Consider the following 22,776-nt stretch of genomic DNA (forward strand, 5'->3'; position numbering starts at 1 on the left):
GTGTAAAAAATATACCGCCAAGTATTTTGGCGGTTTAAATTCTTTCCTAATCTATTCCTCTGATACAAAGCAATCCTTACCCGCATGCAGACCAGCAAGCAATAGTAACATGGACGTCAAGATGAACAGCAGAATCGGACCATTCCAGCTGCCGGTAACATCATGTATATATCCAAAAAACACTGGACCAATTGCAGCTAGCAGGTAGCCTAGCGATTGAGCAATCCCTGATAGTTCCGCTGCCTCCATGGGCGTTCGGGACCTTAGGGAGAAGAACATCATAACAAGTCCGAATGATGCGCCACCTGCTAGACCCAATATAATCATCCACAACAAGGTTTGGGACACATCCCCAAATAATAAGCCGGTAAAACCAATAATATTGAGGATGGAAAATAACCAGACTAGTGATTGTTGATTCTTCATTCGTCCTGCTAAAATCGGTATTAAAAAGGTCATAGGAAGCTGAGCAAATTGCATGATGGATAGCATCCAGCCGGAAAGGTCAGCATCCATTCCTTTTGTTTGTAAAATTTCAGGTATCCATGCCGCCATCGTGTAAAAAATCAAAGACTGGAGCCCCATAGCCAGCGTAATGGTCCAAGTTAGTGGTGATGTTAAAATGGAGCGATGACCTGTCTCGCCTGCTGGAGAGGATTCAAGTGATTCTTTTTTCTTTCCGCCAAGCTGCGGAATCCATATAATACATGCGAGCACTGCTAGAATCGCCCAGCATCCAAGTGCTCCCTGCCAGCCAAAATTTGTACCTGAGGCAATGGGATAGCTAATCCCTGCTCCAAGTCCGGCAGATAAATTCATGGACACTGTAAAAATTCCAGTCAGTAATCCAATTTGCAAAGGAAACTTTCGCTTGATCAAGCTTGGAAGCAGAACGTTCCCAAAAGAGATTGCTACTCCGATAAGAACTGTCCCGAATAATAAAAGAAAGGTAATTCCTGATGAGCGGGTGACAATTCCAACTGCAAGCAGGATGGTGGAGAGAAACAATGTCCATTCAATTCCAAACTTTTTTGCCACCTTAGGAGCAAAGGGAGAAACGACAGCAAATGCTAAAAGTGGAATAGTCGTAATAAAGCCAGCCAACACATTGGAAATAGATAACGCATCTTTTATGATAGAAATAATTGGGCCTACTGAAGTTAGCGGGGCCCTTAGCGTAGAGGATAGGAAGATTACTCCGAGTATTAATAGGAGCATTGTTTTTTTGTCCATTACTTTTGATGTCATATTCAGTTCACCTCTATACATCTCGATAAGTCACACTCTACACCCTCCAATTTAAAACTTCAACTAACTCATAAAATGATGAAATATACATAAAAACACATAGTAAATTATGGTAAAATAGCAGGAAGGGGGTTAGAGGATGACAAAAGAAAAAATCCTTTCATTACAAGGTCTTTCCAAGAAGTTTGGCAATAAGCAGGTATTAAACGGTATCGATTTAGATGTATATAGTGGCCAAATCATCGGCTACATCGGGCCAAACGGAGCGGGTAAGTCAACTACAGTAAAGTTAATGCTTGGTTTAATTGAAGGTTATAAAGGCAAGATCGAGATATTTGGAAAGGATATTGCGGATGGAGATATTTCCTACAAAAAGAGAATTGGCTACGTTCCCGAAATAGCGGATATGTATGAAAATCTAACTGCCAGTGAATACCTTACGTTTGTTGGAGAGCTATATGGGCTTACATCTGAGGAGGCGGAACAGAAGGCCTTAGCGCTAATGAAGGAGTTTCAGCTGGCGGAAGTGTTCCATCAGCGTCTTGCCTCTTATTCTAAGGGAATGAAACAAAAAGTGATGATTATCTCCAGTCTGCTCCATGATCCAGACCTGCTATTTTTAGATGAGCCGCTTAGCGGGTTAGACGCTAATAGTGTGATGGTCATCAAAGAAATCCTTGCAAAGCTTGCGAGCAACGGAAAAACCATCTTTTATTCCTCACACATCATGGATGTGGTGGAGAAAATCAGTAACCGGATTGTCTTACTAGTGGATGGGAAGGTGGTAGCAGACGGAACCTTTGAGGAGCTGCAAAACCAAGATATGGAGCGTTCCCTTGAGGAAATCTTTAACCAGCTGACCGGGTTTCATGAGCAAGAGGAAATTGCAGAACGATTTGTTGGGATTGTAAGTGGAGGTAAAGAGAATGGATGATTTTCGCCTCCTACAATTTTTAGATAAGCTCCAAGCCCTTTTTCGTAAGATGAATATCGACTATGGGGCCATGCGAGCGATTCTCCAGCTGAAGCTTACGATGGATGGTCGTCGTATGCCTGCCATCATTGAAGGAACGAAGCAGAAGAAAGAAGGCAATAAGTTTTACAAGTCTCTCTGGATTTACGGCTTGTACGGGCTGCTCATGCAGACACCGTTTCTATTCTTTGGAGATAATTATATGTTTGGCATGGGCATCATGTTTAGTGTGCTGCTTTTTTTCTTAATGAGCTCCATGGTATCCGATTTTTCCTCTGTTTTATTAGATGTACGAGATAAAAACAATCTATTGGCCCGACCGATCAATAAAAGAACGTTGAATACTGCGAAAGTGATACATGTTGGCTACTACATATCGCTTCTTACTTTATCTTTTGTCGCAGTGCCTCTAGTCGTCAGTATTTTTGTACAAGGAATCCTTTTTACACTTATTTTCTTACTATCAGTAATACTTGTTGCATTGCTATCTTTGACGCTAACGGCACTTGCTTATTATGTAATTTTACGATTCTTTAGCGGAGAAAAGCTGAAGGATATGATTTCTTATGTACAGATTGCACTAGCTATCTTTATCATGGTTGGCTATCAATTTTTCGGGCGGGTATTTGAAATCAGCAACCTGGATCTGACTTATACCTTCCAGTGGTGGCATGTCATTCTTCCTCCGCTCTGGTTCAGTGCCCCATTTGAGCTTTTCTTGAATCAACAAACTGACTCACCAATTATACTTCTCTCTATTCTAGCAATCACCATACCGGCTGTAGCCATCATCGTTTATGTACGCAGTATGCCTGGCTTTGAACGGGGCTTGATTAAGCTACAAACAGATTCTGCTAAAAGGAAAAAAGAGAAAGCGATATTCACAAATTTATGGGCAAAGCTAATTTGTACTTCTCCAGAGGAACGCACGATTTTTCGCTTTTCTTCTAAAATGATTACAAAAGAACGAGAGATGAAAATAAAGCTCTATCCATTGCTGGCCTTTTCTTTTCTTATTCCAATTATTTTCTTCTTTAATAACTACCGAGTGTCTTCATTAGAGGAAATTAAACAGGGGAGTGGCTTTTTAAACATTTATTTCTCCTTGTTAATGATTCCGACCATTGTTCATATGCTGCAGTATTCTCCTGCATATAAGGCAATCTGGGTCATGCGGGTTGCGCCTATTGCGAACAAGAGCATCTTTTATTCAGCGACCTTAAAAGCAGTGCTGATTAAATATTTCTTGCCGATTTATCTGCTGCTATGTATTTTTCATACTTGGTTATACGGGTGGGGGATTCTACTCGACTTGGCAATTGTCCTGCTAGCAGCCATTTGTACGACCGTTTTAACATATAAAATATTAAACGGAGAAATATATCCTTTTTCAGAGTCAGCTGAGACAATAGAAAATACCAGTACGATTAAAACCTTTACTACTATGGCGGCCATTGGTGTGTTCGCTGTTGTGCATTTTATGATTGGTAAGTTGCCGTACGGTAAACTAGCTCTCGTGTTTCTTCTACTATTGGGGATTCCGATCATGTGGAAGCTAGTGTTCCCAAGTGCCAAGAAAGGGGCTGTGACGAATGGATAAAGAAAGCATCCTTCAACTAATCGAACAAGATGACTGGATGATGGGCATTATCCAGACAGCAGCAAGCCTTGACCTGCCAGATTGGTGGGTCTGCGCTGGCTTCGTCCGCTCTAAGATATGGGACGCTCTGCACAATAAAACAGAAAGAACCCCCCTAGCCGATATCGATGTCATCTACTTCGACTCATCCTGCCTAGACGAACAGGTAGAAAAGCAATACGAGGAGCAGCTTAGAAATATGCATCCTGGAGAGCCATGGTCTGTGAAAAATCAAGCGCGGATGCATACCATCAACAATCTTCCGCCGTTCGCTTCTGCTGTCGAAGGTATTGCAAGCTTTCCAGAAACCGCAACAGCGGTGGGAATAAAAATAGAACAAGGAGCACTCATCCTAACTGCTCCACACGGCATACAGGATTTAGTCAGCCTAACCATCTGTCCCTCACCCGGCTACGAAAGCGGCCCACTCCACAACATCTACCAAACGAGAGTGACAAAGAAAAATTGGCAAAAGGCATGGCCAGCGCTTCAGTTTAAATAGAGAGTAAAGAGCTTGGAGAACCAAGCTCTTTTTTATTTTTGGGGGGGCGGATTGCGCAATATCTAATTACCAATAAACCCCTTTTGTCGACTAAATAACCAATAAACGCAAGTAAACTGGCTCCAATCGCAAGTAAAGGCTACGATATCGCAAGTAACCAATCGGTAACCGCAAGTAACACGCTGGCGACCGCAAGTAAGAAGGGAATAATCGCACGTATTGCCAGTTTGTTGCCAATCTGGAGCTTTCTGAATCGAATGGTACAACAAATAATTTCCAGTAAATTTCCGATAAGTGACTAAATCGCCAACGAAAGCGACTAAAACTTATGTGAACGCGACTAAATCCTCCGCGAAAGCGACTAAATGGAAGTTGAAAGAGACTAAATTGATAATGAGGGCGACTAACGAGAAATTCACCCTTGCCAATGGCTGTGCGAGCACAAGAATTATGGGGCTCACCTCATTAATTATCATACATCTTCCATTTATCTGTTTTTCGAATGAATTGCCACGGTTTTTTCGGTAATTTCCGTTTGGCAATCAACCGGCCCACACCCCGATTTCCCAATCTTCCACAAACATCCACCAAGATAAGCACCCATTGGGCACATGTTGCATATGATGTTATGACTTGAAGACAAGGAGGAAAAAAATGAAATACTTACGCCATATTGTAACGAAGGCTGTTGTTGCCAAAGGTAAAAAGAGAACGGAATCAAGTGAAACACTTCGTCCACCGAATGCACCATCTAGCATATTAGGGTGTTGGGTAATTAATCATTCGCACCAGTCCAAGAAACATGGGAATTATGTAGAGGTAACTGGTAAGTACGATGTAAACGTATGGTATGCACATCATGATCATTCGAAAACTTCTGTTTACACTGAAACGATTAATTATAAAGATCGTGTTAAACTGCACTATCGTGACAAAGATACAACAGGTGAAGAGGTGCATGTGCGTGTTCTTCAGCAGCCAAATTGCACAGAGGCGATTATTGCAAACAATGGCTCTTGCTTCCAGGTAACAGTGGAGAGGGAATTGCTGGCAGAGGTAGTGGGGGAAACGACGATTGTGATTCAAGTGCATGACCAAGATTTCGAAGAAGAATGGGCATTTAATGAGGAAAGCTCCAGCTCTTCCAGTTCTTCTAGCTCTTCTAGCTCTTCTAGCAGTGCAGAGCATGATGAGTCATCTTCGCTTTAAAAAGCCGGGTTCGCTCGGCTCTTTTTTTGTGCATTTTTGTTATAATAAAGAGAAGTACAAAGAAAGAAGGAACAATATGTCTACGATTACGCCAATGATGAAACAATACTTAACGATTAAAGAAGATTACATAGATGCTTTTTTGTTTTTTCGATTAGGAGATTTTTATGAGCTTTTCCATGACGATGCAATCAAAGCGGCATCTATTCTAGAAATCACCCTTACGAGCAGGAAGGATGGCATCCCGATGTGTGGGGTTCCGCACCATTCCGCGCAGAGTTATATTGAGACGCTTATTAGCAAGGGGCACAAGGTTGCGATTTGTGAGCAGGTGGAGGATCCACGTACTGCGAAGGGTGTGGTGAAGCGAGAGGTTGTTCGCTTGATTACTCCTGGGACGATGATGGACGGGAAGGCGATGCAGCATAAGACCAATTACTTTATTGCCTCCGCTGATATTGTGTCCCCACACGAGATTTCCTTCTCCTATTTGGATATTTCTACTGGTCATGGCTTCACCTCGCTGATCAAGGGGGATGAGAAGGAGGTCGTGCAGCAGCTGCTTTCGATTGAGGCGAAGGAGCTGATTGTGAGTGAGCAGATGTATGTCTTAATTAGTGAGCTTTCTGCAATACACGATTTTACGCTTTCCATTGAGAAGGAGGAGCTGACGGATGAGGAGGTTGCTCCGTATGCGCCGAACCATCCTGCTGTGACGCTTGGCACGGTAAAAAGGCTGCTGAAATATATTGAGAAAACGCAAAAGCGTTCACTGCTCCATATTCAGCCGTTCACCTACCAAGAAAGAGAAGCATATCTAGAGCTGGATTATCATTCAAAACGAAATCTTGAATTGATTTCCTCTATTCGAAGCGGTGATCAAAAAGGAACACTTCTATGGCTGTTGGATGAAACGGTTACTGCGATGGGTGGACGTAAGCTGAAGCAATGGATTCATCAGCCGCTTGCAAATAGAAGAGCAATCGAGCATAGGCTGGACGTTGTGACTGCTTTCCTTGATGACTTTATGCTTCGAGAGGAAGTTAAGGAGCTGTTTAAGGAGGTTTATGACCTAGAGCGTCTAGTGGGTCGTATTGGATTCGGCAGCGCGGGTGGTAGAGATCTAGCCCAGCTTAGACAGTCACTTTCGAAAATCCCTTCTATAAAGCAGCTGTTAGTAGAATCCGGCAGCAGCATCTTACAAGCATTAGGGGAGCAGCTCGAAGATTGCCACCACATTTGGCAAAAGCTCGAGGATGCCATCAGTGAGCAACCACCGATTTCTGTGAAGGACGGTGGGGTAATAAAAGAAGGGTACCATGAACGATTAGACCAGTTACGCGACGCATCTGTGAACGGCAAGCGATGGATAGCGGAGCTGGAGCAGAAAGAAAGAGAGCTGACTGGTGCTAAAAACCTGAAAATAGGGTATAACCGAGTATTTGGATATTATATTGAGTTATCCAAAACGAATATCCATTTTGCAGATGAATCCAGATACATTCGAAAGCAAACGCTTGCGAATGCGGAGCGCTATATTACGGATGAGTTAAAAGAGAAGGAATCACTGATCCTTTCCGCAGAGGATGAGAGCTTAGAGCTGGAATATCAATTGTTTACACAACTGCGAGAGGAAATAAAACAACATATCCCGCTTGTACAAAAGCTGGCAAAACAAATTAGTGAGCTGGATGTCTACATTGCCTTCGCACATGTTGCAGACCGTTACCGATTAGTGAAGCCTGAGTTCCACGACTCACAAGCGATGATCATCAAAGAGGGGCGTCACCCAGTCGTTGAAAAGATGCTGAACAATCAGCTCTATGTACCGAATGATTGTGTGCTTACCGAAAAAGAGAATATGCTCTTGATTACTGGTCCGAATATGTCCGGGAAAAGTACGTTTATGCGTCAAGTGGCAATAACGGTCATTATGGCGCAGATTGGCTGCTATGTGCCTGCCCAAAGTGCGACGCTTCCTATTGTAGATAAAATCTTTACACGTATAGGTGCAGCGGATGACCTTGCCGGTGGACAAAGTACCTTTATGATTGAGATGATGGAATCTCAGAATGCCATCTCGAATGCGACGAGCAAAAGCCTTCTTTTATTTGATGAAATCGGAAGAGGGACTTCCACGTATGATGGAATGAGTCTTGCGCAGGCCATGATGGAGTATATCCACCATCATATAGGGGCAAATACATTGTTCTCTACCCATTACCACGAGCTGACAGAGCTTGAAAATACACTGTCTAAGCTAAAAAATGTGCATGTTTCTGCTACAGAGAAGGACGGTAAGGTGGTCTTCCTACATAAATTGAAGGACGGACCGGCAGATAAGAGCTATGGTATCCATGTGGCAGAGCTTGCTCAGCTTCCGAAGGAGATCATTGTCCGTGCACGTGATATCCTTGCTACTTTTGAAGCGAAGGATAAGAAGGAGCAGGAGCCTGTCGAGGCAATGCAGCTGTCTTTCTTTGAAGAGACGCCAGTGAAGGAAGCACCTACACCTGCGCCTGCACCAGTTCAACAGGTGGAAAACAAAAAAGCAGAGCAAATCATGAAAAAAATAAAGAAAATAAATATATCTGGTACGACACCACTAGAAGCACTTCAGCTTCTTTATGAATTACAGAATGAGCTAGATGATTGAGCGGGAGGTGAACTAATTGGGAAAGATTGTTGTAATGGAGGAGCTTCTGTCCAATAAAATCGCAGCTGGTGAGGTAGTAGAGCGGCCTGCATCGGTTGTCAAAGAGCTTGTAGAAAACTCTATTGACGCAGAAAGCACCTCGATTGAAATCACGCTGGAGGAGGCTGGGCTTGCGAAAATCCAGGTAACAGATAACGGGAACGGCATGGATGAGGAGGATGCCCTTCGCTCGTTCTCAAGACATGCTACCTCTAAAATAATGACAGAGCATGATCTGTTCCGAATCCGCTCCTTAGGGTTCCGCGGAGAGGCGCTTGCCAGTATTGCCTCCGTATCCAAGATAGAGCTATGGACCTCTGACGGGGAAAATGTTGGGACGAAGGTGGAACTAGAGGGCGGAAGAGTGATCTCCTCTGGTCCTGCTGCTATTAGAAGAGGGACCGACATCGTGGTCAAACAGTTATTCTACAATACCCCGGCTCGTCTAAAATATTTAAAAACGATTCAAACGGAGCTTGGCCACACCATCGATTTGATCAACCGTCTGGCAATCAGCTTTCCACATATCGCGTTCAAGCTGATCCATAACGGGCAAACAATTATTCAAACAAGTGGCAGAGGGGACCTAAAACAGGTGCTCGCTTCTGTGTATGGCATGGCGAATGCACGGAAGATGGTCTACTATGAAGGCGAATCCCCTGATTTCCGCATTTCAGGATACGCTACCTTACCTGAAATTACGAGAGCCTCGAAAAACTATATGACCGTCTTAGTGAATGGTCGTTGGGTAAAGCATTATGGGGTGAATAATGCAATAGTTGAGGCATATCATACACTTCTTCCGATTGGAAGGTATCCAATTGTGGTATTAAATATTGAGGCAGATCCCATGCTTACCGATGTAAACGTCCATCCGGCGAAGCATCAGATCCGTTTAAGTAAGGAAAAGGAATTAATGGAGCTGGTCAAGCGGACGATTCGTTCTGTCATGCACCAAGTCCAGCAGCCACCTAAAATTACTGAAAAGCCGGCTGTGAAAAAGCAGCCTAGCTATCAATTTAATTTCTTCAAGGAAACCTTTGAGCCAGTGGCAGCTCCGCCTCGACAGGAGGAGGAGAAGGCACCGGAGATGGGAACAACATCTACAAAAGACACGATTGTTTTGGAGGAGCGGGAGCCACTTCGGGAGGAACCGACACAACAAATCCCATCGGAGCCAGTGAACGAGACGTATTCAGAGCCCGTTCAGTCGGAGCCGGATAACGAAACGTACCTAGAAGACGTCCAAGTACCGGTCGAGCAGCGACCACCATTTCCAGACCTTCATGTAGTAGGTCAGATTCATGGGACGTATATTGTGGCGCAAAGTGATGATGGCTTTTATTTGATTGACCAGCATGCTGCCCAGGAACGTATCAAGTATGAGTATTATAAGGAAAAGGTCGGAGAGGTGGATGCCGCGGAGAGGCAGGCGCTTTTATTGCCACTAACCTTCCATTATTCCTTGGATGAGGCTTATCGAATAAAGGAATCCATTGAGGAGCTTCACCAAGTCGGAATATTTTTAGAGGATTTCGGAACGTCGAGCTTTGTCGTGAGGGAGCACCCGACCTGGTTTCCGAAGGGGCATGAAACCAAAATCATTGAGTCTCTCATCGAGCAGGTGCTCACCAATAGAAAGACCGATATTAAAAAGCTTCGTGAAGAGGCAGCAATCATGATGAGCTGTAAGCTATCAATCAAGGCGAACCACTATTTGACCATGAGAGATATGGAGCAGCTGTTAGAAAGCTTGAAAAATGCCAAGCATCCGCTGACCTGTCCGCATGGTAGGCCGGTAATTGTGCATTTTTCTACTTATGAGATTGAAAAGATGTTTAAACGAGTAATGTAGGAGGGGTTTGATGGGAAACTATATTTTAGCTATTGATCAGGGGACTACAAGTTCAAGAGCGATTATCTTTGATAAGCAGGGCAATATCGTCCATTCGGCACAGCAGGAGTTTAAGCAGCACTTTCCGAAGTCAGGGTGGGTGGAGCATGATGCACAGGAAATTTGGGGATCTGTGCTTTCTGTTATCGCCGCAGTACTAACGCAAAGTGGGAACCAGCCGGAGGATATACATGCTATCGGGATTACGAACCAACGAGAAACGACGGTGGTTTGGAATAAAAAGACGGGGAAGCCTGTTTATCATGCGATTGTTTGGCAATCTAGGCAGACACAACCGATTATTGAAGAGCTAAAGAAGCAGGAGCTAGAGGATTTATTCCAACAAAAAACTGGTCTGAAGCTGGATCCGTACTTTTCTGCAACCAAGATTAAGTGGATTTTGGACAACGTAGAGGGAGCAAGAGAACAGGCAGAGGCTGGAGACTTACTTTTTGGGACGGTTGATACGTGGCTTATTTGGAAGCTATCCAACGGAAAAGCGCATGTGACGGATTATTCTAATGCTTCTCGAACGATGCTCTATAACATTTATGAGCAAAAATGGGATGAGGAAATTTGTCAGCTTTTAGATATTCCGATGTCTATGCTTCCCGAGGTTCGTTCGTCCTCTGAGGTATATACCAAAACAGATCCTAGCGTCTTTTTTGGGAAAGAGGTGGACATTGCTGGAGCGATTGGCGACCAACAGGCGGCACTTTTCGGACAATGCTGCTTTGATAAGGGAATGGCGAAAAATACGTACGGTACAGGCTGCTTCATGCTATTAAATACAGGGGAAGAAGCGATTCCAAGTGAATCTGGTCTTCTTACGACGATTGCTTGGGGGATAGACGGGAAGGTCACTTACGCACTGGAAGGTAGTGTGTTTGTGGCAGGCTCCGCGATACAGTGGTTACGTGACGGCCTGCGAATGCTCAAAAAAAGCTCGGATTCAGAAGAATATGCCAAACGAGTGGACTCCACGGATAATGTTTATTTCGTCCCGGCTTTTGTCGGCCTAGGAACTCCTTACTGGGATTCTGATGCAAGAGGCTCTATCTTTGGGCTTACGAGAGGAACGACCAAGGAGCATTTCATTCGGGCAACCTTGGAATCCCTTGCCTACCAGACGAAGGATGTGCTGGATACAATGGAAAAGGATTCTGGGGTGAAGGTAGAGGCACTTCGAGTAGACGGTGGAGCTGTCGGCAACGAATTTCTTATGCAGTTCCAAAGCGATATGCTAAACCTTCCGGTAGAGCTAGCAAAGCTAAACGAGACAACTGCACTTGGAGCAGCTTATTTAGCTGGGATTGCAACTGGCTTCTGGAAGGACATCGATGAGCTTTGTGCGATGCGAGAAAGTCAGAAGATCTATGAGCCAGATATGAATGAAGAGACAAGAAAAAGGTTATATAGAGGATGGGAAAAAGCTGTAGAGGCAACAAGGATGTTTAAATTAACAGAAGAAGAGGTGTAGATTAGTGAGATCTTCTATGGAACGAGAACAAATACTAAATACCTTAGATTATTATGAATTTGATGTCCTGATCATTGGTGGCGGAATCACGGGAGCAGGTATCGCTTTAGATGCCGTAACAAGAGGGATGTCTGTTGCACTTGTGGAAATGCAGGATTTTGCAGCAGGTACTTCTAGTAGGTCCACCAAGCTGGTCCATGGAGGATTACGTTATTTGAAGCAGCTGGAAGTGAAAATGGTAGCAGAGGTAGGGAAGGAAAGAGAAATCGTTTATGATAACGCAGTACACGTTTCTAAGCCTACGGGCATGCTGCTTCCTTTTCATAAGGGAGGAACCTTTGGACCGTTCACGACAGCTGCAGGTCTCAAGCTATATGATTTTCTCGCTGGTGTGAAAAGGGAAGAAAGAAGACTAATGCTTACTCCAGAGGAAACAGTAGAGAGAGAGCCTTTAGTCAAACAGGATAAGCTCCTCGGCGGAGGGTTATATGTTGAATATGTAACGGATGATGCAAGATTGACCATCGAGGTAGTGAAGAAGGCAATGGAACGAGGGGCAGTTTGTCTTAATTATGCGAAGGCAAAATCCTTCCTATACAATGACAAGAACCGAGTAGTTGGTGCTGAAATTTTAGATGTCATTAGCAATAGACGTATTCATGTCCATGCTAAAAAGGTTGTCAATGCAACTGGTCCATGGGTGGATACTGTTCGTGCCTTGGATAGAATCGAAAACAAGAAAAAGCTTCGACTGACAAAGGGCGTTCATATTGTTGTTGATCAATCTATTTTTCCGTTACAACAGGCAGTATATTTCGATACACCAGATAAACGAATGATCTTTGCGATTCCACGAGAAGGAAAAGCATATGTTGGTACGACAGATACCTTCTTCGAAGGGAAAATCCATAATCCAGTTGCGACTAAAAAAGATGTCGAGTACTTATTAGATGCGATTCATTATATGTTCCCAGAGGTCCGGGTGGGAATGAAGGATGTAGAATCAACGTGGGCAGGTGTTAGACCACTCATTTATGAAGAAGGCAAGGATCCCTCTGAAATATCCAGGAGGGATGAAATTTGGGAGTCAGAAGCTGGTCTACTGACAATTGCCGGAGGAAAACTGACTGGATACCGAAAAATGGCAGAGATGATTGTCGATAAGATTTCCAAGCAGCTTGGGGATGAAGAATACGGTCCTTGTATTACGAAGCATCTTCCACTTTCAGGAGGAGATATCGGAGGGGCGGATCAGTTCGAGGCATTTGTTTATGCAAAAGAACAAATTGCGCCACAGTATGGGCTAAGTCATGAAGAAGGTAGAAGACTAGCAAAGCTATACGGCTCTAACGTGGATAAGGTTTTTGAATATGCACATATCCTTTCCGCTGTCTCCTCTCCGCTTCCATTAGGGTTGCTGGCACAGGTATATTATGCCGTACATCACGAGATGGCATATTCCCCTGTAGACTTTTTAGTTAGAAGAACAGGTATGCTTTATTTCCATATAGACCATTTTAAATTATATAAGGATGACGTCTTACAGGTAATGAAGCAGCTTCTGAACTATTCAGAAGAGGAAACAGCTTCTTTCCGAAAGCAATTAGATGAAATCCAGGAGGATGCGACTTTATCGGAAAGCAGGGAAGAATAGTGAAAGAAATAATGGAAGGGTCAATGTCTGATGGGCACTTGGTGCATATCGTTCGGTATAATGCAGAAAATCCGGTAGCGCATGTACATATTTTGCATGGGCTAGCGGAGCATGTTGGAAGGTATAAAGAGTTTGCGGAATTTTTAGTGGCTAACGGCATTACTGTCAGCGGACATGATCACCGTGGTCACGGAAGGACTGCCGAAAAAAACGGGCAATATGGGTATTACGGTGACGGAGACGGCTTTGACCGAGTAGTAGAGGATGTCCGTGAGGTCCTGCATATCGTATATGAAAATAAAGAAGTTCCGCTCATCTTGTTAGGGCATAGCATGGGCTCCTTCATCGCAAGAAGATATATGCAAAAGTATAGTCACACACTTTCAAAGGCGGTATTAAGCGCCACGATGTATAGTCCTGGTATAATGGGTGACGCTGGAATCCTTCTAGGGAAGTTCCAATCTAAGATTCATTCCCCACAGACAGAGAGTCCATTATTAAATTCACTAGTCTTCGGTGCCTTCAATAAGCAAATCACCAATCCGAAAACTCCTTTTGATTGGCTATCAAGAGATGAAGCAAAGGTGCAAGAATACATTGAAGACCCGATGTGTGGTTTTATTCCTACCAACAAGCTGTATACAGATATGTTTGGTGGGTTAAAGACCATTCATCTAAAAGAGGAAATTGACAAAATCAGAAAGGATCTCCCTGTTCTCTTAATCGGTGGTGAGTACGATCCAGTCGGGAAAAACGGCAAGGATGCATTTCGCGTCGCTGAAGGAATGAAAAAGGCAGGGATGACCAATATCACCGTGCATATTGTAGAAAAAGCGCGTCATGAAATTTTAAATGAAATAAACAGGCAGCAAACATATGAGTACCTGCTAAATTGGATGTTGAAAAATGAAAAATAAACCAGCAGTAATAGCAATAGTCGGCCCAACCGCGGTCGGAAAAACGGCGCTTAGCATTAAGCTAGCGAAGGAAGTAAATGGAGAAGTAATCAATGGAGATTCCATGCAGGTCTATAGAGGCTTGGATATCGGGACAGCCAAAATTACGAAAGAGGAGATGGCGGGTGTACCTCATCATCTCCTTGATATAAAGGAACCTGACGAAAGCTTTTCGGTAGCGGAATATCAACGTCTGGTAAGAGCAAAGATAGAGGAGATTTCCTCTAGAGGAAAGGTGCCGATTATCGTTGGAGGGACGGGTCTTTATGTTCAATCCGTCCTGTATGATTTCCGTTTTACGGAGCAGCCGGTGAAAGAGGCCGGACTTGTGGAGAAGCTAGAGGTTCTTTCGTCGGAAGAGCTTTATGAAAAATTGAAAAAGCTTGATCCGGAGGCTGCCGATTCTATCCACCCGAATAATCGGCAGCGTGTCATTCGGGCGATTGAACGGGTGATTCTGTCAGGGAAACAAAAGCATGAGATTGAACAAGACCAGGGCCAGGAAAGTGTTTATCCGCATTTCATCATAGGTCTTTCAATTGATCGGGAAGTCTTATATGAACGAATCAATAAACGAGTAAATATCATGATGGAAAATGGCCTGTTGGACGAGGTGACAGGTCTCTATAAAAGTGGGCTGAAAGATGTTCAGTCTATACAAGCGATCGGCTATAAGGAAATCTATGCTTATCTAGCTGGACAACTGACGCTAGAGGAAGCAGTCGATAAGCTGAAACAAAATTCTCGAAGATATGCGAAGCGTCAGCTCACCTATTTCCGAAACAAGATGGATATCCACTGGTACAATCCATTTACAGAAGAAGAAAGAATTTTAAAAGAAATTCATGGATTCTTGCAGGATAATCCAGAAATAGCATCGAATAATTAAAAAAGGGACAGAATTTTTATGTAAAAGCATACAAGTGGGGGTATTGGGATGAAACCGATGAATATTCAAGACAATTATTTAAATCAATTACGAAAAAATGATATTTTCGTAACGGTGTTTTTATTAAATGGCTTTCAGCTAAAGGGGCTTGTAAAGTCATACGATAACTTTACGGTGCTATTTGAGTCTGATGGAAAGCAGCAACTAATCTATAAGCATGCGATTTCCACATTCGCACCTTCTAAACCAGTAAAATTGTCTGAAGAAGAATAAGAAATGAATCAGAACGATTCATTTCTATTCTATTATCTATAAAGAAATGGAGAGTTCATCATGAAAACGATCACCGCACAAGAATTACTAGAAAAGGTTGATAACGGCGAAGAGGTAAGCGTTATTGACGTTCGAGAAAAAGAAGAGGTTGCGACAGGAATTATTCCAGGAGCAGTACATATCGCACTAGGTGATGTAGAAGCGAGCATGGATTCAATCGACAAGTCGAAGCCACATTATATTGTTTGTAAGGCTGGAGGCAGAAGTGCCATGGCTTGTCAAATCCTTGAGGAAAATGGCTTCGACGTAACCAATGTTGCTGGCGGGATGCTGGACTGGGAAGGCGAAGTCGAACTATAAGACATTGATAGAAAAGCCCTTACGATTTTAGCATCGTAAGGGCTTCTTTCATTTTGACCGCAGTGAGAAGTCTGAGTCTGAACGAGAGTAAAATTGACTTGAACGAGAGTAAAGGTCACTCGAACGAGAGTAAACTCCTCGAATGAGAGTAAATTGCTCCTATCCGAGAGTAAACCCCGGCTGAGTGAGAGTAATCTCGTCTTGAACGAGAGTAACTACTCTTTAAGTGAGAGTAACCCCATTTAAATAACGAAGATTGAGATGTTGCCGACATGGTGATGCTTCGGTTTTTTCTATAAAAATTATTTATATGTTGATAGGACCACGAATATTTTTATCTTGGATGTATATACTATGTATATACATTTGGGGAAGAGTGTGATAATATGAAAAAAAAGGAAAACCGATTAAACCATAATAAAGGGGTTGACTATATGTCTACAGTTATTGCTCAAAAATGGGGTAACAGTTTAGGTATTCGCATCCCGAAAGAAGCTGCTGACAAAATAGGAATTGACCAAGGAACTGAATTAGAATTAAGCGTAAGCTCCCAGCAAGGAGTTATTACGATAAAACCAAAAAAGGTAAAAAAAGAATATAGTTTAGATGAACTTCTTTCTCGGATTACTGCTGAAAATCGTCATGCTGAAATTGAATTAGGTAAAGAGGGTCGTGAGCTAATATAATGGAATCTAAAGTGCCGAAAAGAGGCGATTTAATTGTATTAAGCTTCTATCCACAAGCTGGTCATGAACAAGCTGGCAGAAGAAATGCTATAGTCTTATCTCCGAGAGAATTTAATGAGGCGACGGGATTTGCGGCAGTTTGTCCCATTACAAGTAAAGAAAAAGGATATCCTTTTGAAGTCCCCTTACCCAAGGAGGGGATTACCCTAGATGGCGATGGTTTTCCAGTAACAGGGGTAATACTAACGGATCAAGTAAAAACGTTAGATTGGAAAGCTAGAAACATCAAAATTCTTAAAAGTTATCATTTGGATGATGCTCAAACTGAGATAATGGATGAAATAATCGAGGAATGTCTTGCAAAGATACAGACATTTTTATCTTAAACCTCTTTCTTTTGAAAGAGGTTTTTAAATAGAAATTTGGACTACCCTTAGTGGATAGCTACCACAAAGACTTAAAATTATATATGGAATCTTGTGTTCTTCTTTCAAGTAAACAAAATACGATTTATTTCTTTTGAAAATGCATACATAAGGATTAGCAGACCTGTAGCAAGAAAGATCCATACAAACCAGTTTTGAAAATAGAAAATCTCTGGTTCTGGCTGATACTGATTATGCGCTGCTTGTGCTAGCCAATAGATGTAAGAGCTTAGTCGTTCGATTGTAAATAAAATGCCACTAGCTACGATAAGACCTACCCCTATAATTACTTGCGTGCCTTTATTCAAAATAACACCTCCTTCAAGGAAATAATTGGAATATATTTCATTTTAACAAAAGGAGTGAGCAAATGTTAATGTTTACCGAAGAGCAATTGAGAAATCTAATTGCAGGAAAAATGATTGGTGATTCCTATCCTTATGATACAAATGACGATGATGAGGTAGAAGCACATATTCGTAGGTTGTTTTACCGGATCGATAGGATCCCTGGCATCATATGTGAAGCAGAGTGGAAGCATTTTGGGAGCGGCTATGCCTCCTTTGTAGAGTTTTATTGCTACCGTGAGGAGGATAAGCGAAGCTCGGAGAATAAATGGACACGAGAAGAGGAGACAGAGGGGCTTCTTCTTTATATCAGTCGTCTGGCACCTGTTGCAATTATGGGAGAGGATACGAGATATAAAACGTTTCTCATAGAGACTGGCGAGCAGACAGGCGGAGCTTACGGCTCTCTAACAAGTCCAAGCCAACTGCGTATCAGAGAGAAATTCCTCCCTGTCGCACAAAAGATAACCGAGGCGTTAACAGAATTTGGTTATGAGCTGTTGAAGGAGGAATCGATCAACATGCCTCTACCGTTTCAAGCGAAAATTCCAACTATCTATAGTGAGCCACGGGATTATGTCCTCATGCATGCCATTTTTTACTGGGAGGACTAACTGGTTAATTTCCAAAAGGAAATTAGCCTTTTTTTGTTGATTCCTTTATCATATAGAAGGAATAAAAAAAGGAGAAAGATATCATGATATTTACTACGACACTAACAGAACAAACACTTACATTAGCAGCAAAAGCAGAAGAAAAAGTAGCTGCTTACCATAAAGAGGCGGAACGAATTGCCTTCCATAACCAACAAAAGGTTCTTCATGCATTTAAAGCTCACCAGGTGGGTGACCATCATTTCCAAACGTCCACTGGATACGGCTATGATGACGAAGGTCGAGATACATTGGAAAAGGTATATGCGACAACATTTGGAGCAGAGGCAGCACTAGTTCGCCCACAAATTATCTCGGGGACGCATGCGATTTCCATCAGCCTGTTTGGGGTACTACGACCAAACGACGAGCTGCTTTACATCACTGGAAAGCCATACGACACGCTTCAATCGATTGTAAGTGGAGGGGAAGAGGACACTGGTTCCCTAGCAGATTTCGGAATCAGCTATCAGCATGTAGATCTTCTTTCTACAGGTGAGATCGACTGGGAAGCTGTTGAAAAGGCTGTACATAGCCGTACGAAGGTCATTGCGATTCAACGTTCTAAGGGATATGCGGTAAGACCATCCTTTACGATTGATCAAATCAAGGATATGGTGCAGCGTATTCGTGCAATAAAAGAAGATGCGATTATTTTCGTGGATAACTGCTACGGAGAATTTGTGGAGGAACTAGAGCCGACAGATGTGGGAGCAGATCTAATGGCTGGATCGCTTATTAAAAATCCAGGCGGTGGATTAGCGAAAACAGGCGGTTATATCGCAGGAAAAGAAAAGTTTGTGAAAAAATGTGCTTATCGTATGACTTCTCCGGGTATAGGAGGAGAGGCAGGAGCTTCTCTTGGTACATTACTTGATATGTATCAAGGTTTTTTCCTGGCACCCCATATTGTTTCCCAAGCCGTAAAAGGAGCTATCTTTACTTCTGCTGTGCTAGAAGAGGCAGGGATGACAACGGAGCCCCATTATACATCTAAGCGAACCGATTTAATTCAATCCGTCTCCTTCCAAACAGCGGAGCAGATGATTCAATTCTGCAAGGCTATCCAACAACATTCACCAGTGAATGCGCAGTTTGCACCTGAGCCAGCCTACATGCCTGGCTACGAGGATGACGTCATCATGGCTGCCGGTACGTTCATTCAAGGCTCAAGTATGGAATTAACTGCAGATGGTCCAATTCGCCCACCATTTACCGCATTTATTCAGGGTGGTTTGACGTACGAGCATGTCAAATATGCGATTTTAGGAGCAGTTCAATCCATCAAATCCTAACAAATTGATACCACTTTCTAAAAATTTAGAAGTGGTATATTTTTTAAAAAATATATGTTAGAATTGCTTACATAGTGTTGACATGTTAGCTTACGTGACATATACTATCCATATAACCTACATAGGAGGTGCGGCGATGGAAAAGGAGTGGAGACGTTCCATGCCACTGCTATCAATGAACACAGTCATGCAGCTAACAGGTCTAACAGCTAGACAAATTCGCTACTATGAAGAACAAGAACTGGTACAGCCTGCACGTACGGAAGGTAAGCAGCGGATGTTCTCGCTAGATGATATAGATGTCTTATTAGAAATAAAGGACCTCTTAAAGTCAGGCGTGAATATTGCTGGAATCAAACAGATTTTTGAAATGAAAAAAAATCCAGCAGTCTCTAAAAATGCCCACCAAGTCATCTCTGACCAAGAATTACGAGCAATTGTCAAAGAAGAGATGCAACTGGCACAAAGACAACAAAGAGCTTCATTACGACAAGGGGACCTATCTCGCTTCTTTCGATAAGCGAGGTTCACATATTATCAAATATTTAGGAGAGTGGAAAAATGAGCAAGTATACTAAGGAAGATATTAAAAAGTTCGTAAAGGAACATGAGGTAAATTTCATTCGTCTTCAGTTCACAGATATACTAGGTACGATTAAAAATGTTGAAATTCCAGTAAGTCAGCTCGATAAAGCTCTCGATAACAAAATGATGTTCGATGGCTCTTCAATTGAAGGCTTCGTACGTATCGAAGAATCTGATATGTATCTTGTACCAGATTTAGATACTTGGGTAGTATTCCCTTGGATCACAGGAAAAGGGAAGGTTGCTCGTTTAATATGTGACGTAAATAAAGCAGATGGTACTCCATTCGCTGGGGACCCACGTAGTAACTTGAAACGTATTATGAAGGAAATGAAAGAATTAGGGTTTACTAGCTTCAACCTAGGACCAGAGCCAGAGTTCTTCCTATTTAAATTAGATGCTCAAGGTGAGCCAACTCTAGACTTAAACGACCATGGCGGATACTTTGACTTAGCACCAGTGGACCTTGGGGAAAACTGCCGTCGTGATATCGTGCTTGAGCTAGAAGAAATGGGCTTTGAAATCGAAGCTTCTCACCATGAGGTAGCTCCAGGACAGCACGAAATCGACTTTAAATATGCGGATGCAGTAACTGCATGTGATAACATCCAAACCTTTAAACTAGTAGTAAAAACAATTGCTCGTAAGCACGGCTTGCATGCAACATTCATGCCAAAACCATTATTCGGCGTAAACGGATCTGGAATGCACTGTAACGTTTCTTTATTCAAAGGAAAAGAAAATGCATTCTTCGATGAGTCTGCAGAGCTTCAATTAAGTGAAACAGCAATGCAATTCATGGCTGGTATCCTGAACCACGTGCAAAGCTTCACAGCTATCACGAACCCGACTGTAAACTCATACAAACGTCTAGTTCCTGGCTACGAGGCACCATGTTACGTAGCTTGGTCAGCTCAAAACAGAAGTCCACTTATCCGTATCCCAGCTTCTCGCGGATTAAGCACTCGTATCGAGGTTCGTTCTGTTGATCCAGCTGCTAACCCATACCTTGCAATGGCAGTAATCCTACAAGCGGGTCTTGATGGAATCAAAAACAAAATGACTCCACCACCAGCAGTAGATCGCAACATCTACGTAATGACAGAAGCAGAAAGAGAAGAAGTAGGCATCCACAACCTCCCGCCAACATTACACGCAGCAATCAAAGAATTGTCTAAGAGCGAAGTAATCAAAGGTGCACTAGGCGAGCACATCTACGCAAACTTCCTTGAAGCAAAAGAAATCGAGTGGGATATGTTCAGAACTACTGTACATCCATGGGAACGCGAGCAATACTTGAAGATGTATTAAGATTGATAGACTTTTAGAACAGATATGAAGAAAACACCGTTTGGTCATTTGATGACTGGGCGGTGTTTTTTATATCACTTTAGCAGAGAATACGATACATGGAATTAAATCGATTGTTTTGCTCAATGGACATTCCGCTTACTTTATTGTCCTAATTACCTAGAAGTTTTGGATTTAATTGAAAGTAAAAAGCGGAAAGATATGAAGGATTAATCACCCCTAGATCATCTTATTCCTGGGATAAATTTAACCAGTTTTTTTCATCAATAGCTTGAATTTTATAATTTGATCCAACTATATCTAACATTCTTTGATAAGTTTCAATATTCCAAGAATCATCTACATGTTCATATAAATCTGGATCTACATATTCTTTAATAATGTAGTTTGTAACAGAACTAATGTCTACTAAATTTCCAAAAAACACTCTTAATATAATCGAATCGTCTTTTTCTAAAGGTTTAACAGTTAGGAGGTAAATTCTAAATACATTCACAATTTCATTTAGATCTTCTTCGTCTAAAAAACAAAGTGGATCTAACTTTTTGTCTTCTTCTGTATATGGTCCTCTAGTATCTTCGATAATAACATAAGCTAACATTTTATCATCTTTAAAAAAACGAAAAATCTCTAAATCTTTTAATCTTAGTTTTCTATCAATCTCAATCATTTTCTTCACCTATCCAAATATGAAATTAGGTCCTGCTTTTATTATTTCCCACACTGTTAATCCAGAGACAGCAGCAAGTCCTGCTAAAACAACAAGTGGCTGTAATATTATTTCTGTCCATGAAAACTTACTTGCTTTTGCTCGTTCTTCATCAAGTTGTTCCTGTTTTTTTTATCCTTTTTTCCAGTCTGCTGTTTCTTTTGTACAGATTTAGGAACTTTAGCTGAGTCTTTCGCACCTTTAATACTACCTTTTTTCACGTGAACATGCTAATCATTATCCACTCCATCAACATGTGGACCCTCACCACGAAATCCATCCAGCTGCACCTTTTAAGTCTTTCATTTCAGATGATAACGCTTCTTCTCGGCATATAGTTGTATTAAAATGGCACGCACCGTTCTGAAGTGAGATAATGTTTATAAATTATTAGCTAAAATTTTCCCAAATGCCCATTTTGGGACGTTCGATACAGCAGCTAAGACTACCAAACAGTTTAGACTGCTTTTTAATTCAATTAGTTTACTAAACTTTGCTTTGGGAACAATTTCGACAATGGTTAGAGTATTACAGTTTGTTGATTAAATGTTAGGTTTATCATGAATGATATATAAAGTATTTTAAAATGCAAAGGGTTATATTTTGAACAAAGGAGCAGTCTTCTTTTTTCTAGGGTTAATAATGTACGTGACTGGGATATATCTATCCACTAAGTCAGTTATAGTTGATACCTTCATTTGTATCTGTGGAGGGATGTTAACGGGAGTTAGCACCTATGTCCCCTCGATGCTGATAAGTCATTATTGTCAGTAGTTGGTTCATTACTACGCATAGAATCCCTGTGGAGTTTAAATTGACTTCTAACCGATTGATTTATAACACATAAGAAAAGAATAGAGGAACTGTTTCATGCGCATAACTATTAGTGTATAGAAAGAAACTTTGATCTAACTATGCTAAATAAATGATTATTGTCAATATTTTATTAAGTTGATGTGGAAATGTTATGTATTGTATGATATTTATACTACA

21 protein-coding genes are annotated in these 22,776 nt (G+C 42.0%); 18 read left to right on the forward strand and 3 right to left on the reverse strand.

Annotated features, from left to right (window positions below; translation table 11 throughout):
* Positions 1-51 precede the first annotated feature (51 nt).
* The gene (locus tag AC1VU3_RS01355) at positions 52-1,248 is read right to left on the reverse strand and encodes a CynX/NimT family MFS transporter (protein WP_482982523.1); all 1,197 of its coding nucleotides are present in this window, start codon (positions 1,246-1,248) and stop codon (positions 52-54) included.
* A 139-nt stretch (positions 1,249-1,387) separates the two neighbouring features.
* On the opposite strand from AC1VU3_RS01355, the gene AC1VU3_RS01360 reads away from it, so the two are divergent.
* The 14 genes from AC1VU3_RS01360 to AC1VU3_RS01425 all read left to right on the forward strand — a co-directional run bounded on the left by AC1VU3_RS01360 (position 1,388) and on the right by AC1VU3_RS01425 (position 16,844).
* The gene (locus tag AC1VU3_RS01360; RefSeq protein ID WP_482982524.1) at positions 1,388-2,182 is read left to right on the forward strand and encodes an ABC transporter ATP-binding protein; all 795 of its coding nucleotides are present in this window, start codon (positions 1,388-1,390) and stop codon (positions 2,180-2,182) included.
* Positions 2,175-3,821, forward strand: a complete 1,647-nt coding sequence (locus AC1VU3_RS01365; protein WP_482982525.1) for a hypothetical protein — start codon at positions 2,175-2,177, stop codon at positions 3,819-3,821. The genes AC1VU3_RS01360 and AC1VU3_RS01365 overlap by 8 nt, the downstream gene beginning before the upstream one ends.
* Complete coding sequence (locus AC1VU3_RS01370) at positions 3,814-4,362, forward strand: nucleotidyltransferase family protein (protein ID WP_482982526.1); 549 nt, start codon at positions 3,814-3,816, stop codon at positions 4,360-4,362. Before AC1VU3_RS01365 ends, AC1VU3_RS01370 begins: the two co-directional genes overlap by 8 nt.
* Positions 4,363-5,016: 654 nt before the next feature.
* Entirely contained in the window at positions 5,017-5,571 is a 555-nt protein-coding gene (gene cotE / locus AC1VU3_RS01375) for an outer spore coat protein CotE (protein ID WP_480388369.1), read from the forward strand.
* Between the two features lie 76 nt (positions 5,572-5,647).
* On the forward strand, positions 5,648-8,227 hold the full coding sequence (gene mutS, locus AC1VU3_RS01380; protein WP_482982527.1) for a DNA mismatch repair protein MutS: 2,580 nt from the start codon (positions 5,648-5,650) through the stop codon (positions 8,225-8,227).
* A gap of 16 nt (positions 8,228-8,243) precedes the next feature.
* Positions 8,244-10,121, forward strand: a complete 1,878-nt coding sequence (gene mutL / locus AC1VU3_RS01385; protein ID WP_482982528.1) for a DNA mismatch repair endonuclease MutL — start codon at positions 8,244-8,246, stop codon at positions 10,119-10,121.
* 10 nt (positions 10,122-10,131) lie between these two features.
* Positions 10,132-11,640 (forward strand): glycerol kinase GlpK, encoded by a 1,509-nt coding sequence (glpK, locus tag AC1VU3_RS01390; protein ID WP_482982529.1) that lies wholly within the window; start codon positions 10,132-10,134, stop codon positions 11,638-11,640.
* A gap of 16 nt (positions 11,641-11,656) precedes the next feature.
* Positions 11,657-13,294: a glycerol-3-phosphate dehydrogenase/oxidase gene (locus AC1VU3_RS01395; RefSeq protein ID WP_482982639.1), complete on the forward strand. Its 1,638-nt coding sequence runs from the start codon at positions 11,657-11,659 to the stop codon at positions 13,292-13,294.
* The gene (locus AC1VU3_RS01400; RefSeq protein WP_482982530.1) at positions 13,294-14,211 is read left to right on the forward strand and encodes a lysophospholipase; all 918 of its coding nucleotides are present in this window, start codon (positions 13,294-13,296) and stop codon (positions 14,209-14,211) included. The genes AC1VU3_RS01395 and AC1VU3_RS01400 overlap by 1 nt, the downstream gene beginning before the upstream one ends.
* Positions 14,201-15,139 carry a tRNA (adenosine(37)-N6)-dimethylallyltransferase MiaA gene (gene miaA / locus AC1VU3_RS01405; protein WP_482982531.1) on the forward strand — a complete coding sequence of 313 codons (939 nt, stop codon included), beginning with the start codon at positions 14,201-14,203 and terminating at the stop codon, positions 15,137-15,139. The genes AC1VU3_RS01400 and miaA overlap by 11 nt, the downstream gene beginning before the upstream one ends.
* Positions 15,140-15,187: 48 nt before the next feature.
* Positions 15,188-15,412 carry an RNA chaperone Hfq gene (gene hfq / locus AC1VU3_RS01410; RefSeq protein WP_480388375.1) on the forward strand — a complete coding sequence of 75 codons (225 nt, stop codon included), beginning with the start codon at positions 15,188-15,190 and terminating at the stop codon, positions 15,410-15,412.
* Positions 15,413-15,472: 60 nt separating this feature from the next.
* The gene (locus AC1VU3_RS01415; protein ID WP_482982532.1) at positions 15,473-15,772 is read left to right on the forward strand and encodes a rhodanese-like domain-containing protein; all 300 of its coding nucleotides are present in this window, start codon (positions 15,473-15,475) and stop codon (positions 15,770-15,772) included.
* A gap of 386 nt (positions 15,773-16,158) precedes the next feature.
* Complete coding sequence (locus AC1VU3_RS01420) at positions 16,159-16,458, forward strand: AbrB/MazE/SpoVT family DNA-binding domain-containing protein (protein ID WP_480388377.1); 300 nt, start codon at positions 16,159-16,161, stop codon at positions 16,456-16,458.
* Positions 16,458-16,844, forward strand: coding sequence for a type II toxin-antitoxin system PemK/MazF family toxin (locus tag AC1VU3_RS01425; protein WP_480388378.1), 387 nt, complete (start codon positions 16,458-16,460; stop codon positions 16,842-16,844). The genes AC1VU3_RS01420 and AC1VU3_RS01425 overlap by 1 nt, the downstream gene beginning before the upstream one ends.
* A gap of 104 nt (positions 16,845-16,948) precedes the next feature.
* Here AC1VU3_RS01425 and AC1VU3_RS01430 read toward each other — a convergent pair whose 3' ends face one another.
* Positions 16,949-17,191: a hypothetical protein gene (locus AC1VU3_RS01430; RefSeq protein WP_482982533.1), complete on the reverse strand. Its 243-nt coding sequence runs from the start codon at positions 17,189-17,191 to the stop codon at positions 16,949-16,951.
* A 62-nt stretch (positions 17,192-17,253) separates the two neighbouring features.
* On the opposite strand from AC1VU3_RS01430, the gene AC1VU3_RS01435 reads away from it, so the two are divergent.
* The 4 genes from AC1VU3_RS01435 (at position 17,254) to glnA (ending at position 21,074) form a co-directional block, all read left to right on the forward strand.
* The gene (locus tag AC1VU3_RS01435; RefSeq protein WP_482982534.1) at positions 17,254-17,844 is read left to right on the forward strand and encodes a hypothetical protein; all 591 of its coding nucleotides are present in this window, start codon (positions 17,254-17,256) and stop codon (positions 17,842-17,844) included.
* Positions 17,845-17,927: 83 nt separating this feature from the next.
* A complete protein-coding gene (locus AC1VU3_RS01440; RefSeq protein WP_482982535.1) occupies positions 17,928-19,178 on the forward strand; it encodes a methionine gamma-lyase family protein in 1,251 nt (416 codons plus the stop codon).
* A gap of 136 nt (positions 19,179-19,314) precedes the next feature.
* On the forward strand, positions 19,315-19,698 hold the full coding sequence (locus AC1VU3_RS01445) for a MerR family transcriptional regulator (protein WP_480388382.1): 384 nt from the start codon (positions 19,315-19,317) through the stop codon (positions 19,696-19,698).
* A gap of 41 nt (positions 19,699-19,739) precedes the next feature.
* A complete protein-coding gene (glnA, locus tag AC1VU3_RS01450) occupies positions 19,740-21,074 on the forward strand; it encodes a type I glutamate--ammonia ligase (protein WP_480388383.1) in 1,335 nt (444 codons plus the stop codon).
* Positions 21,075-21,303: 229 nt separating this feature from the next.
* On the opposite strand, the gene AC1VU3_RS01455 is transcribed toward glnA, so the two are convergent.
* Complete coding sequence (locus tag AC1VU3_RS01455) at positions 21,304-21,744, reverse strand: terpene synthase (protein WP_482982536.1); 441 nt, start codon at positions 21,742-21,744, stop codon at positions 21,304-21,306.
* Positions 21,745-22,776 lie beyond the last annotated feature (1,032 nt).

The organism is Psychrobacillus sp. Z16_25, assembly GCF_056856695.1.